The organism is Bacillus sp. PK6-16, assembly GCF_056530295.1.
Map to the genome: position 1 here is coordinate 701,586 of NZ_CP096511.1, position 13,242 is coordinate 714,827.

At 34.3% G+C, this 13,242-nt stretch carries 12 protein-coding genes and 2 riboswitches; of the genes, 9 read left to right on the forward strand and 3 right to left on the reverse strand.

Going from position 1 to position 13,242, the window contains the following annotated elements; all coding sequences use genetic code 11:
- Positions 1-159: 159 nt before the first annotated feature.
- From M1D66_RS03575 to M1D66_RS03605, 7 genes are all read left to right on the forward strand, one after another.
- Entirely contained in the window at positions 160-1,413 is a 1,254-nt protein-coding gene (locus M1D66_RS03575; RefSeq protein ID WP_242554995.1) for an ATP-binding protein, read from the forward strand.
- A complete protein-coding gene (locus M1D66_RS03580; RefSeq protein WP_001032627.1) occupies positions 1,410-2,630 on the forward strand; it encodes an ATP-binding protein in 1,221 nt (406 codons plus the stop codon). Before M1D66_RS03575 ends, M1D66_RS03580 begins: the two co-directional genes overlap by 4 nt.
- 244 nt (positions 2,631-2,874) lie before the next feature.
- A riboswitch (cyclic di-GMP riboswitch) is annotated at positions 2,875-2,963 on the forward strand.
- 72 nt (positions 2,964-3,035) lie between these two features.
- Positions 3,036-3,124: riboswitch (cyclic di-GMP riboswitch) on the forward strand.
- A gap of 152 nt (positions 3,125-3,276) precedes the next feature.
- Positions 3,277-5,862 (forward strand): WxL domain-containing protein, encoded by a 2,586-nt coding sequence (locus M1D66_RS03585; protein ID WP_086386050.1) that lies wholly within the window; start codon positions 3,277-3,279, stop codon positions 5,860-5,862.
- Between the two features lie 39 nt (positions 5,863-5,901).
- A complete protein-coding gene (locus M1D66_RS03590; protein ID WP_086386051.1) occupies positions 5,902-6,213 on the forward strand; it encodes a cell wall anchor protein in 312 nt (103 codons plus the stop codon).
- Positions 6,214-6,249: 36 nt separating this feature from the next.
- Positions 6,250-6,978, forward strand: coding sequence for a WxL domain-containing protein (locus M1D66_RS03595; RefSeq protein ID WP_000761534.1), 729 nt, complete (start codon positions 6,250-6,252; stop codon positions 6,976-6,978).
- Positions 6,979-7,039: 61 nt separating this feature from the next.
- The gene (locus M1D66_RS03600; protein WP_086386052.1) at positions 7,040-7,765 is read left to right on the forward strand and encodes a WxL domain-containing protein; all 726 of its coding nucleotides are present in this window, start codon (positions 7,040-7,042) and stop codon (positions 7,763-7,765) included.
- A gap of 109 nt (positions 7,766-7,874) precedes the next feature.
- Complete coding sequence (locus M1D66_RS03605; RefSeq protein ID WP_086386053.1) at positions 7,875-8,891, forward strand: WxLIP family cell surface protein; 1,017 nt, start codon at positions 7,875-7,877, stop codon at positions 8,889-8,891.
- A 139-nt stretch (positions 8,892-9,030) separates the two neighbouring features.
- Here M1D66_RS03605 and M1D66_RS03610 read toward each other — a convergent pair whose 3' ends face one another.
- The gene (locus tag M1D66_RS03610; protein ID WP_242554996.1) at positions 9,031-10,038 is read right to left on the reverse strand and encodes a collagen-like protein; all 1,008 of its coding nucleotides are present in this window, start codon (positions 10,036-10,038) and stop codon (positions 9,031-9,033) included.
- A gap of 140 nt (positions 10,039-10,178) precedes the next feature.
- On the reverse strand, positions 10,179-11,099 hold the full coding sequence (locus M1D66_RS03615; protein WP_001111122.1) for a Nif3-like dinuclear metal center hexameric protein: 921 nt from the start codon (positions 11,097-11,099) through the stop codon (positions 10,179-10,181).
- A gap of 374 nt (positions 11,100-11,473) precedes the next feature.
- Between M1D66_RS03615 and M1D66_RS03620 the strand changes: the two genes are divergently transcribed.
- Both M1D66_RS03620 and M1D66_RS03625 read left to right on the forward strand, forming a co-directional pair.
- Entirely contained in the window at positions 11,474-11,797 is a 324-nt protein-coding gene (locus M1D66_RS03620; protein WP_000289570.1) for an iron-sulfur cluster biosynthesis family protein, read from the forward strand.
- 244 nt (positions 11,798-12,041) lie between these two features.
- Positions 12,042-12,947 carry a DMT family transporter gene (locus M1D66_RS03625; RefSeq protein WP_001255418.1) on the forward strand — a complete coding sequence of 302 codons (906 nt, stop codon included), beginning with the start codon at positions 12,042-12,044 and terminating at the stop codon, positions 12,945-12,947.
- A 28-nt stretch (positions 12,948-12,975) separates the two neighbouring features.
- Here M1D66_RS03625 and M1D66_RS03630 read toward each other — a convergent pair whose 3' ends face one another.
- The gene (locus M1D66_RS03630; RefSeq protein ID WP_000639042.1) at positions 12,976-13,197 is read right to left on the reverse strand and encodes a hypothetical protein; all 222 of its coding nucleotides are present in this window, start codon (positions 13,195-13,197) and stop codon (positions 12,976-12,978) included.
- Positions 13,198-13,242 lie beyond the last annotated feature (45 nt).

Genomic DNA, 13,242 nt, shown 5'->3' on the forward strand with positions numbered 1-13,242 from the left:
GTATTATTGTTTATGTTTTTTATGCTTGTATATAGCATGAAGATATTGCATAGTTGGCATGATTTTCCTCAAATGTTCGATTTATCTTTGTTTGTCTATGAAAATCATTTATTATAATAAATGGTATTCTTCGAGATATTATTTTGAAGGGGTGTTGAAGTGAAAGAAAGTTTTTTATCATATAAAGAAGAAGAAAGAAATGCAAAAATCCTTTTATGGGTGTTATATGTCATTGTTATTGTATATCAAATTTTCTATGCAATCGTATTAGAAGATAAATCAATAATGGATAAGGGATACAAAATAATATGGCAAGTTATTTGCGGAGTAGCAATACTGTGCGCAAATATATATTTAATGAAAAAAGAGAAGGCAAACCTTGTTAAATATGCATGGATATTTGCATACATAGGGATAGAACTCGCTAATATATTTTCGTATGTTTTTTATAATAAGGCGGCGTTTGATGCGACAAATATAATAGAAATTATTCTCATTTTCTTTGTACCTATATTTTTAAATAAAAAACTCTATGTATTTTTACTTTCCTCTATTGTAGGAAAATATTTAATTTATTTATTTGTATTAGAGGAAGTAAAAGCATTTATGTTCCTTATTATGTATACACTTATGTTAATAGCTGCATATATCATTTTAAACCGATTTTTACAATATCTTTCAGCTGTAAAGGAAAGTATTGCGATTGCTAGTGAATCACAAAAATTAGCAGTAATCGGAAAAATGGCAGCGACTGTTGGACATGAAATTAAAAATCCACTCGCTTCATTAAAAGGATTTACGCAATTACAACGAGAGAAGCATGAAGAGGATCCTATTTATAAACGTATGATTTTTGAAATAGAAAATATGAATAATATGATAAGTGAGTTAATGGAAGTTGCTACATGCAAACCTTCTATTTATAAGAAACATGATGTAGGAAAAATTGTATTACAAGTAATAACAAGTCTTCGTGAAAAAATAGATGAATTAAACATTCAGTTTATTTCTAATGTGGAAGAAAAAACAATAGAAGTTGAATGTGATGAACGAAAAATAAGAGGAGTCTTTTTATATACGATAAAAAATGCTTTAGAGGCAATGGGACAAGGTGGCATATTACATTTACAATTAGAAAATAAAGGGAAAGAATATGTAATGATCAGTGTGATCGATAATGGTCATGGTATTAAGCAAGAAAACTTACCCCGTGTTACAGAGGCCTTTTATACAACGAAACAAGATAAAATTGGTCTGGGACTGACGGTAGCGAATCGAATTGTCGCCGAGCACCTTGGTGAGTTGCATATTTCAAGTGAAAAAGATTCTGGAACGAGAATAGACATCATTCTCCCAAGGAAGTGTGGAAATACTGAAATCCAAGTGGAAGAAAAGCTAGGAGTTACCATATGAATAAAGGCTATATATTTAAAAATGAAGAAATAAAGGCGCTGAAAGCATTTTTAAGTTTATTTTTTATTATATTTTTCGTATATGATCTTGCCTATGAATTTATCGTACCGTTAATCGGTGGAGAGCAAGAAGGTGTAGGAGAGTTTGAAGATGGTTTAGGTTTATGGCTTTACTTTTTGATGGTGGTATTGTTTTGCATTGGAATATACTTTATGAAATGGAAGAATGCTTTTGCGGTAAAGTATATTATTCTAATTGGCTATAATGTATTAGATTGTATCCATAACATTATGATTTATTATGGTAGCGATGCAGAATTTGACGGTGGAAATATAGTAGAAGGATTTTTTATTTTGTTTGCACCAATCTTTGTGAATAAAAGATATTTCTGGTTAGTTCCAGCGATACTTATCGGAAAGTATGCTCTTACAGGAATCATTATTCAATCTTCTCTCGTTTTAATCCCAATGGCATTATATAGCGTATTTACTATCATATGTTGGATTATATTTTTAAGGGTTCAGTCTTACGTTCGTACGCTTGAGATGATGGACAAAGAAATAAAACAGACAGAAAAACTAGCAGCTGTTGGAAAGATGGCAACGGTTATTGGTTATAAGATTAGAAGACCTTTAGCAAACTTAAAAAAACTTGTGAATAAACAAGCAGACAAGCATCCAGAGGATAAAATTTATAGTGATATTATGAAACAAGAAGTAGATCGGATTCATATAATTGCTACAGAACTTAGTGGATTTGAGAAATCTAAATCACTAGAATCAGAAACTCATAACATACAAGAAATTATCTCTTATGTTATTCGAGTTATGGAAAAGCCAGCTTTAAAACAAGGAGTCTACATACAAGGTATTTACAGTAAAGACTTACCATCAATTATATGTGATGAAAAACGATTAAAACAGGTCTTTTTTAATTTAATCAAAAATGCAATTGAAGCAATGTCAGTTGGCGGAACAATTACGATTAAAGTTACTGTAAAAGATGGAATCATCGTTCAAGTGAAAGATGAGGGATGCGGCATTCCGAAAGATAAAATTCCAAAGTTAAATGAAGCCTTTTATACAACGAAAGAAACAGGAACTGGTCTAGGTTTAGTAGTTACAGAAAAAATTATTAAAGACCACAACGGTAAAATGAGTTTTGAAAGTGAAGTTGGGGTTGGAACGACAGTTGAGGTTATGTTACCACTGCATTAACTACAAAAACATCACTTATTTGGAAGTGATGTTTTTTATTTTATCTCGCTATTTGTGTATAGTAAAAATCTCATTTTATCGATAAAGAATGTATGATGTGTTTCTAACATCAAAATGTTTTTTGAAAGTTTTCAATATGGATTTCCTAGAGAAAATTTAGATTATAAAAATTAATAGTTTTTTTCTAAAAAAACTATTTTCTTTTTTGGGTTTTAATGGTATATTCAAAACACGATAAATAAATACCTATATTTGGCACACTATTCGAAAGGATAGGTCGCAAAGCTAAGAGTCTAAAGTAATGAAAATTACTATGATAGTCTGGTTGCAGTTTGGATTTTCACACATAGTTGTATGTATGAAAATCGAAGAGGCAACCGGATTTTTTTATTGTCTCAAAAAGAAAAAATAAATGGGCATACTATTCGAAAGGATAGGTCGCAAAGCTAAGAGTCTAAGGTAATGAAAATTACTATGATAGTCTGGTTGCAGTTTGGATTTTCACACATGTTGTGATGTATGAAAATCCAAAAGGCAACCAGGCTTTTTATTTTCTAGGAATATACACTATGATTGTAAATTTAGCTAGAAAATAAATTCAATGTTCGAAATATTCGGTATGCAGGAAGCAAGGGAGGGAAGTACATTGCAAAAACAAATAGGGAAATTTGGGCGTATACTTCTCGCTGGAGGAATATTATTTACACAAGTTGGTGTGCTAGACTACTCTGCAACGAAAGTTTATGCGGTTACAAACGACGAGCAAGGACGTTTTATCGTTCATATGGATAAACAAGAAATAAAAGTTGATGAAGATGTAGTATTAAAGATCACAAATACAAATAAACAAGATGCTAATATCGAGCTGAAATTATCTAATGAGCAGCTGTTTAATGAAGCAGAAACGAAAAAAATGAATGAAAACAATAAAGCGATTCAAAACATTTCAGTAACAGAAGATCACATTGTAAAAATTGAAAAGAATGAACAAAGTAATTCTATCGGTGACGTATATGTAGTCATTCAAATGAAAAAAGCTGGAGAGTACAAATTTGAACCGATAGTGAAGTTTGAAGGGAATGAAAAGAAAATTGAATCTCCTTCTCTGCATGTTGGAGAGAAAAAAGAGGCTTTACATGTAGCTATTTCTGATGAAAATCCAAAGGTTTCAGAGGAAGTTGCGAAAAAAGAAATCAGTGAAAAAGTGAAAGTATTGGAAGAAAATAAAAAACAAGAAATAAATGCTACTAATGCTGAAATTCCAAAAGAAACGAAGACTTTAGCGAAAGAAAAGGTTAATGAAGAACTCGTATCAAAGGAAAATGAATTAAAAGAGAGCAATAAGGTCAACGAAAATAATCAGGAATTACCTGCTATTCAAGCTGAGAAGATATTAAAGAGCCAATCTCTACTAGCTGCTAGTCCTGTTACAAGTATTCTTAAATATCCAAATGTAAAGGTAATAAATAATAGAACAGGTGAAGGGCCTTCTATCTCGGGTAAATATGCTTTTAGATTTGTTTGGAGCCCACAAGTAACATATGAGGTAAAGGGTAGTAGCGATGACAGAACTGGTCAAAGTCAATATACATTTAGAAATTCAAATAGAGAACAGTACGTATTAGTAAAAAAAGCTGGTGAATATCAAGGGAAATGGATTGATGTCCGTATTAATATTCACTCTATGACAGCTTCGTCTGTAGATGTTAAAACACCAATAACTAAAGGTGATGCAAAAAACTTTTTACAATTATATGGGAACGGAAGGTCAGGACAAACTTATAATGCTTCCTTTGAATTTTATGAGCACGGAACAAGTAAAAAAGTACCATTAACGGCAATGTGGAATTTTAAAAGGATAAATAGTTATAAAAATGTTACGTTGCGTAATGATGGTAGTCATTTAACGAATTTATACGTGTATGATACGAGTTCAATTAGGTATCAAGATAAAGGGAATAATAAAATAGAGTTTTCTGGAACAGCAGGCCCAGTAGCTACTCCAGAAGCAGATATGACAATTACATTTGATAATTTAACAGAATTACCGCTAGAAGTTAGATTAAATGCTTCAGGTGTTAATGTAGCATACGACCAATTAGCGATCACACAAATTGAAATTCCAGCTCCAAGTGTAATAGGAGATATTGTGGAAGATAATTCCCGTCAACTTTCTTATAAGGTATATCAAAATATGCCTGCTCAATCGAAAGATATTCACTATGCGAAATCTTTTGTATTAGAAAGTGAAGTGAATAAGGATTTTACTGTGAATGATGTTTCCATTCAAGATGTGGAGAGTGGAGATGATGTAAGTAGCTTCTTTGATATTAATAGGAAAAACAATAAAGTCACTGCAGTTGCGAAAGAAAATGCGCTAAAAACAGAAGAATTCAACGGGAAAATTTACGAGATGACAATTACAGGTTCTCCTGTAAAAGGTGCCGATGTAATGAAATATTACAAAGGTGGTTATCTTGAAATACCGGTGTCAGCTAAAAATTATTTAGATGGCGATAAGGATGGGCAAGATAGTAATCGAGATGGAATCGCAAAAATAAGGTATAAAGGTATTCCAACTGGGAAATCAGTCCCACAAAAAGTAGTGCAAGGAACAGATTTAACAAAAATGGATATTTCTAAATTTGTGACAGATTTATCTGTAGATACGAATTTGGATGTAGATAAACCAATATCAGTAGTGAAGTTAATCAATATTCCGGATACCAAAATAATAGGGAATCATACTGTAACGGTTGTAATTGAAACGAAGCAAGGTGTACAAGCGGAAATTCAAGTTCCAGTTACTGTTGTTGATGGTACTTTAAAGTTAGTAGACGTACCAAAAGAAATTACCTTTGGAGATTTAACAATTCCATCGAAAACAACGACATACGCACCGAAGGCGATTTCAAATTCTTTAAAGGTAACTGATGATCGTGTTAAAAAGCAAAAATGGAGTGTATATGTAAAGGAAATTACACCGTTAACTTCAGCACAAAATGACACATTGACGGGAGCATTGATTTACAAACGAAATGGAAAGGATACACCTTTAAGTACTTCTAGTATAGAAGCATTCTCGTATACTTCTAAAAACGACGAGGAGGTTTCACTAAATTGGAAGGAAAACGAGGGAATTCATTTACAAGTAAAACCAGGGCCGAATGTCAAAGCAAATACAAAATATTCCGGACAGCTAGAATGGACATTAACCGATGCTCCTCTCTAAAAATATATGAAATATATAAATTTTAGAAAGGAGAGAGTAATGAAAAAAATAGTTGGTATTATCGTTTCCACAGTTATATGTGTGCCGTTTCTTATGGCAAATGTAGTAACGGCTACAAGTGCGAATTCAAAAGCAGGTATTACATTTTCGAATAGCTATACACCAAATACATCAACTGATCCGACAAAGATAAATACAAAAAAAGAGACAGTTGATAAAAATGGAGATAAATATTTACCGAAAACAGGAGGCCAGACACGGGACTTCAAACAATATATAGGATTGTTTTCGATTGTTTTATCTCTATATGCATTCAAAAGAATTAGGGGAAAGCAAGTGTATTCAAAATAAAAAATAGATGAAAACAGAGAAAAGGGGAAGGTACATATGAAACTAGCAAAATTAGCATTAATCGGTGCAGTGTCATTAACATCAGTTGCAGCAGTAGGAACTTCAGCATTTGCGGAAGAGAAAGCAAATATGAAATCTAAAACAGATGTAACGTTTATTGAAGATACAAGCACAACAGATCCAAACAATCCAGAAAATCCAAATGAAAAAGTTACACCAGAGAACCCTGGTGACCATGAAAAAGGAACAAAAGGTCCATTAAGTATTAACTACGTTTCTAACTTACACTTCGGCGAGCAAGTTATCTCTGGTAATGATCAAACGTACTTTGCAAAATTGGACAAAGTGAAACAAGGGAGCAAAACAGTTGAAGTACCTAACTTCGTATCTGTAACAGATAACCGTGGTACAAATGCAGGATGGAAATTGAAAGTAAAGCAAAATGCACAATTTAAAAGTGGTAATAGTGAGTTAACAAATGCAGCTTTAAGCTTAAGTAATCCAGCTGTAAATTCTGTAACTGATGCACAATATGCACCTACCACATTTAAAAATAAAGTAACGTTAGCTCCAGGTGGAGATGCGGTGGAAATTACTACTGCCGCAAAGAATAAAGGTATGGGTGATTGGACGACTGCATTCGGTAAAGGAGCAGAACAAGGTAAACAGAGTGTGAGCTTATTCGTACCAGGTACGACAGCAAAAGAAAAAGGTGCGAAATATTCAGCTGAGCTAACTTGGACTTTAGAAGATACACCAAACTAAGGTTGCGTAAGATTGAAAATTAAGAATAAATGAATTTTTAAAAATAAAGGAGTATAAAACTATGAAACTAGCAAAATTAGCATTAATTGGAGCGGTAACATTATCATCAGTATCAGTAGGGACGTCTGCATTTGCAGCTGAGAAAGATGGCGGGAAATTAGATTCAAAAGCATTCATTAAATTCGAGAAAAATACAGATAAAATTGATGTTGTTAATCCAGAGAATCCAGATGAAACTGTAGATCCAGTTGATCCAGATAAAAAAGGTACAGATGGTCCACTAAGTATTGATTATGTATCTAACTTCAACTTTAAAACACAAAAAGCATCAGGGAATAACGAAATCTATTTTGCAGAATTAGATAAAGTAAAGAAAAAAGTAGACGGTTCTGTAATTGACGTGCCAAACTACGTTCAAGTAACAGATAACCGTGGTACAAATGCAGGATGGCATTTAACAGTAAAACAAAATGGTCAATTCAAAACTGCAGATGATAAAGCGTTGGATGGCGCAGCATTAACATTAAAAAATTCAGCTTTGAAATCAAATGCAGGTAGCGATGCACCAACAGCAGAACAATCTATCACATTAAATCCAAGTGGTGCAGCATCTGATTTAATCGATGCAAAAGAAAACCAAGGTATGGGTACGTGGGTAAATACGTTCGGTAAAGATGCAACAAAAGCGAAACAAAGCGTAGAGTTATCTGTACCAGGTAAAACGAAAAAAGAACAAACACAATACACAACTTCACTAACTTGGGAGCTAACAGACGCTCCTATGTAGGTAAGAGGAATTTTAAGATAAAAGAGGAAAATGAGAAGAGATAAGGGAATGGCTTTAACCTTATCTCTTTCTTGTCTATAAAATGGATATGAAGGGGACTACATAAGAGATGGTAAAAAAACTATTTACTAGCTTACTATTAATTACATTCTTCATGATAAACGCTTTTTCAGTATATGCAGCTGAAATGAAATTCGCTGTGACAGCAGTTATACCAGAAAATCAAATTGATAAAAATCAAACGTACTTTGATTTGAAAATGCAACCTGGACAAAAGCAAACAATTCAAGTCCAAATGAAAAATGATACGAATAAAGAAGTTGTGGTAGAATCGTTTGCTAATACAGCAATTACGAATAGCAATGGTATTACAGATTATAGTACAGTAGAACCAAAAACGGATTCTACTTTGAAATATCCGTTTTCTAAAATTGCTAAAATGCCAAAAGAAACGAAAGTCCCAGCTAACAGCATAGTGACAGTTGATATAAACTTGGAAATGCCAAGTGAGTCGTTTGATGGTGTTATTCTAGGTGGTTTATACTTTAAAGAAAAAGAAGATGAGAATGCAAAGAAAAAAGATGAAGGTGTGCAAATTGAAAATAAATATGCATACGCAATTGGTGTTGTTTTAAAAGAAACAGATGCTGAAGTAAAACCAGACATGAAATTAAACGAAGTAAAGCCAACACAAATTAACGGGCGTAACGTCGTTACTGCAAATTTACAAAATGTAAAGCCAGCAATGTTAAAAAATTTAAGTGTCGATGCAAAGATATATAAAGAAAAAGGTACGGACGTTTTATTTGAAGCGAAAAAAGAAAATTTAAGAATGGCGCCAAACTCAAACTTTGATTACGCTATTAGCTGGGAAAACAAAGCATTTGATCCAGGAACGTACCGAGTAGAAGTGAAAGCTACTGATGGCGATCAAAAATGGGAATGGGCGAAAAAATTTACAATTGAAGGCAAGACAGCTGATAAGTTAAATGATACAGCGGTAGAAGCGAAAAAAGACCACACACTATATTACATTATCGGCGGAGTACTACTGTTAATTATATTATTAGTTCTTGTGTTCTTCTTAGGTAGACGTTCTAAAAAAGAGGACGATAACGAAAAATAATATATTGATAGTGTAAAAAGAAAATAATGGATGTTTTACTATGAAAAATATATAATGGCTTTGTCTGTTATTTGTTGTAGTTCATTTATATTCCTATTTGTTGACCCGAATTTCGGGTCTTTTTTTATGAAATGAATTGCTATATATCAGTAATTAGAAAAATAGAATATACAGCACTTGCAGTAATTCCAGGGGTAATATAAAGGGATATAGCATCTCCTCTTGCAACTGGGTTTCCAGTTGTAAGACTAGTCCAAGTTACAGCAGCGGGACCTACTGCCGGAGTAGGATTAAATACTTGAATTTGTCCTGCTCTGCTATCCGTTGGTTTAATGGAAAATACCATAGTTCCGGTAATTTTGTCAGTAGTGGTTAGGGTAATAGTAGATAGGAGGTAGCTAGAAGCAGGGGGTGTGAGGTTTGTTGGGACATTTCTGCAAATATTAATCGTATAAATAGCAGCAGGTAAATTATTTATATTTATAGACGCAGAAAAGCCAACTATACTACCGGCTCCAGCAGTGACATATGGAATAACATTGGAGTCAATTCCAGGAGAACCCGCTATACGTTGAAAACCAGCATTTGTTCCTTGAAAAACAATACTTTTTGCTGAAGCACTATCGGCAGATCCCGTAGGACCAGTAATGCCCGTAGGACCAGTGTTCCCCGTAGGACCAGTGATGCCGGTAGGCCCGGTACTACCGGTAGGTCCACTTTCTATTAATACGATATAATCTGGAGATATATTAGGAAACCCTTGAGGTGCATCTTTTTTTACAACATAGCCACTGCCCGTATAAGTGACAACTTGTCCTTTTTTATAGTTGGGAGCCGCTGCTAGACTAAAGGTGGTAGTACTTTGGAAACCAGCTCCGGAAGGTCCAGCATTACCCGTAGGCCCGGTGTTCCCCGTGGGTCCGGTGTTCCCCGTGGGTCCAGTGTTCCCTGTGGGTCCAGTGTTCCCCGTGGGTCCGGTGTTCCCCGTGGGTCCAGTGTTCCCTGTGGGTCCAGTGTTCCCCGTGGGTCCGGTGTTCCCCGTGGGTCCAGTGTTCCCTGTGGGTCCAGTGTTCCCCGTGGGTCCAGTATTTTCGTTAGAACTGCTGTTGCGTCTGCCATCGCAACTAAAACAATTACGTGGGTACATATATGTTCTCCTTTCTATATTTTCAAAATCTAGTTTTTAAAATAGAACTAATATATATATTATGAATTCTATAATTTTGTGTGGCAGATCGTCTTTTGTGTCTAGATTTCAAAAGATAGCGGGAGGAGAATTAAGTAGTGTCAGAGCCACCATTTTTCCTGAGGAAGCAAAATAACATCCACATCAAAATTCTCTTTAAACCAATCATACATCAATGTCTCTTTCACTAAATATTCAGAGGCAGAGTGTGACACACCAATTAGAGACATATTCGTTTCTTTTACATAATCCATAATGAGCGAGTATTTATGTCTGCCGTAATCATTGTCGATATGGCAATGGATTTCTCCTGTAATATATGCTTCAGCACCTTTTTCTTCTGCTTCCTTCATTAAAGATACAACATCGCCACATCCAGCGATAATTGCGATTTTTTTGATGGAATCATGTCGTTTACCTTCGAAGTCTGTGTAAGGAATCTGGAAGAGTTGTTTTAGATGTTTTTGGAGTGCTTCTGTTGATGTTTCATCTATTTCACAAATAAGGCCAACTGGTTCTTGTTCTGGACCTCCATATGCAAAGTCGTCCACTACAGTAGCGTTTAATGCTTTTGCAATTGAAATACTCGTTCCATGTGTTTGATGAAAATCCATTGGTACGTGACATGTATATATAGAAAGTTGTTTTTCTTTTATTCCTTGCAAATATTTTTCAGGAATTGGTATGAAACCGCGGCCTGATCTTCCAAGCGGATCACCGCACTCCATTACAAGGGGATGGTGCATAAAGAGTAAATCACCGGGTGTGGATTGTGAAATGAATGTTTCAAGAACGTCATCTGTAGGGAATACAGCTAAAAATACTTTGTTTACATTTTCAGATCCGTGCATCATAAGGCCGTTAAATAAATCTACAAAATTTGCTTCGAAAAATTGTTGCCAAGGAAATTTGATAGGATCATATACGGCTGGGATAAATCGACTAAAGGCACTATCTTTTCCGTATTTTTCAATTTGGAATAAGTGATCGAGTGATTGCTCTATTTTTTTTAAGGCTGGCATGTTTGATAATCCTCCTTAAGGTGATTCTTGCTTTATGAGTTGTTTGTATTCTTCGTAGCAAAATAAGAAGCGGATAGGAAACAAATAAAACCTAGAATCGAGCTAATAGAAGGAGAATAGGGAAGTACATGCTGTAATAGCATTCCGCTAGAAATGAAGAAACTACTAAATACACCTAATAACATGGGATATCGTTGTAGTTTGAACACAGATAGTAAACATCCTTTCTCCTGCATGAACTACTCATAAAAGCTCGATTGCTGAAACTTTATCACATACATTGTATATTAGTCTTAATTTTCTGTATATAACTTTTAAGAAAAATGGTGATACAATATATGAATGATAATAGAAGAGAGGATGAAGATTAACATATGTACGTTACTGTAACAGAAGCAGCATATAAAAAGATTATGGATACGATTCCAAGTGAAGCGAAATATATAAAGTTATTTTATGATAATGAAGGTTGCGGTTGTGTTATGAGCGGAATCATCGATTTAGTAGCTGTAGCAGAGAAAGATGAGCGCGATGTGGATATTGAATCAAGCACAATGAATTTTATCGCTGATCGTACAAAGCTTGTATTTATGGACGATAAGTTAACGGTTGATTGGCATGAAGGTGGAGGAACTTTTCAGTTGAAGAGCCCAAGCCAGTTTTATAATCCAAATATGAAATTACACGTTCGAGTATAGTAAAGGTGAGTCCAAAATGTATTTTGGACTCACCTTTTTTTATTTTATAAGTCGCTATTATTGTCGATAAGTCGATATATTGAAAAAATCGCTGATATAAATGGAGTTGCGCCGATATATTCAGAAAATCGCCGATATAATTTCATTTACCAAAACGTTTCATATAATAAAAAGATTTTTTCACATAATGAAATGTACATATGATTGAATTTTCTGTATAATCTTCTTTGCGGAGGGGATACGCATGAGAAGATGGGGAATTGAGTTATTAATTTTAAGTGTTGTTATTATTTGGGGGATTAACTATACAATTGCGAAGTATGGACTTTTAGAATTTACAGCAATTGAGTTTACTGCACTTCGTATGATGGCGGCGGCACCGCTTCTGTTACTCCTTACCTTTTTTATTGAAAAGTCGGTTTATATGGAGCGAACGGATATACCTAGATTAATTATTGTTAGCGTTGTAGGTATTGTACTGTATCAAACGTTATTTATGGAAACTGTCAAATATACATCCGCTACAAATGCCTCTTTACTCATTTCTATTTCACCTATTTTTACAACTGCATTTGCGATTTTCTTGAAACAAGAAAAGTTTTCTTCTCGAAAGTTAATCGGTTCTATGACTGCCTTTGTTGGTGCAGCATTAGTTTTAGTAGCAGGACATTCACTTACTAGTTCTTTTTATGGAAATGGAATTGGACTTATTACATCAATATGCTGGGGGCTTTATCCTGTTTTAGCAGGACCATTAATTAAAAAATATTCAGCTTTACGTGTTACTGCATGGTCTGCATTAGTGGGTGCAATTCCGCTATTATTGTTAAGTGGTCCGCATGTGTTTGTCATGCCATTTCACATTACTCGCGGAATGACACTATTTGCTTTACTATATTCTATTTTCTTTGTAACAGTATTCGGTTTAGTAATGTGGTATGTTGGAGTTCAAAAAATTGGGGCGTCACATACGATGGTATATATGTATATAACGCCGCTTGTAGCGGTTCTATTTGCAGCTGTCTGGGCAAATGAATATGTATCGTTTCAACAAATCATCGGTGGAATTATCATTTTTGTCGGTCTATGGTTTGTGAAATCGGAGAAAGTAAAAGTTCATTCTATTGCAGGGGAACCTATATCAAAATAGGAAAACAGATCACCTATGATCTGCTTTCCTATTTTTTTATTTTTGGTAAGAAGATGAGAAATAAGATAGCAGTAATAAGTGGAATTAAGTTTAAAAATGGAATACGGAAGAGTGTAATAAGAATAATACCTGGAAGAAGAACACCGAGGACAGCGTAAAAAATGCTATGATTTTTCGTGTACCAATACAATGAAAGTCCAATAAGTGCAGGGATAATGAGGTGAATGAGAGCCATTAAAAAATAAATCATTAGACGCCCCCTTTATTTGTGTGCTTATTACATCATATCCGTATG

Excerpts from the sequence above, each read along its gene's own strand:
- M1D66_RS03580 (WP_001032627.1), top strand. The coding sequence starts at position 1,410 with ATGAATAAAGGCTATATATTTAAAAATGAAGAAATAAAGGCGCTGAAA.
- M1D66_RS03590 (WP_086386051.1), top strand. The coding sequence starts at position 5,902 with ATGAAAAAAATAGTTGGTATTATCGTTTCCACAGTTATATGTGTGCCG.
- M1D66_RS03595 (WP_000761534.1), top strand. The coding sequence starts at position 6,250 with ATGAAACTAGCAAAATTAGCATTAATCGGTGCAGTGTCATTAACATCA.
- M1D66_RS03600 (WP_086386052.1), top strand. The coding sequence starts at position 7,040 with ATGAAACTAGCAAAATTAGCATTAATTGGAGCGGTAACATTATCATCA.
- M1D66_RS03605 (WP_086386053.1), top strand. The coding sequence starts at position 7,875 with ATGGTAAAAAAACTATTTACTAGCTTACTATTAATTACATTCTTCATG.
- M1D66_RS03610 (WP_242554996.1), bottom strand. The coding sequence starts at position 10,038 with ATGTACCCACGTAATTGTTTTAGTTGCGATGGCAGACGCAACAGCAGT.
- M1D66_RS03615 (WP_001111122.1), bottom strand. The coding sequence starts at position 11,099 with ATGCCAGCCTTAAAAAAAATAGAGCAATCACTCGATCACTTATTCCAA.
- M1D66_RS03620 (WP_000289570.1), top strand. The coding sequence starts at position 11,474 with ATGTACGTTACTGTAACAGAAGCAGCATATAAAAAGATTATGGATACG.
- M1D66_RS03625 (WP_001255418.1), top strand. The coding sequence starts at position 12,042 with ATGAGAAGATGGGGAATTGAGTTATTAATTTTAAGTGTTGTTATTATT.
- M1D66_RS03630 (WP_000639042.1), bottom strand. The coding sequence starts at position 13,197 with ATGATTTATTTTTTAATGGCTCTCATTCACCTCATTATCCCTGCACTT.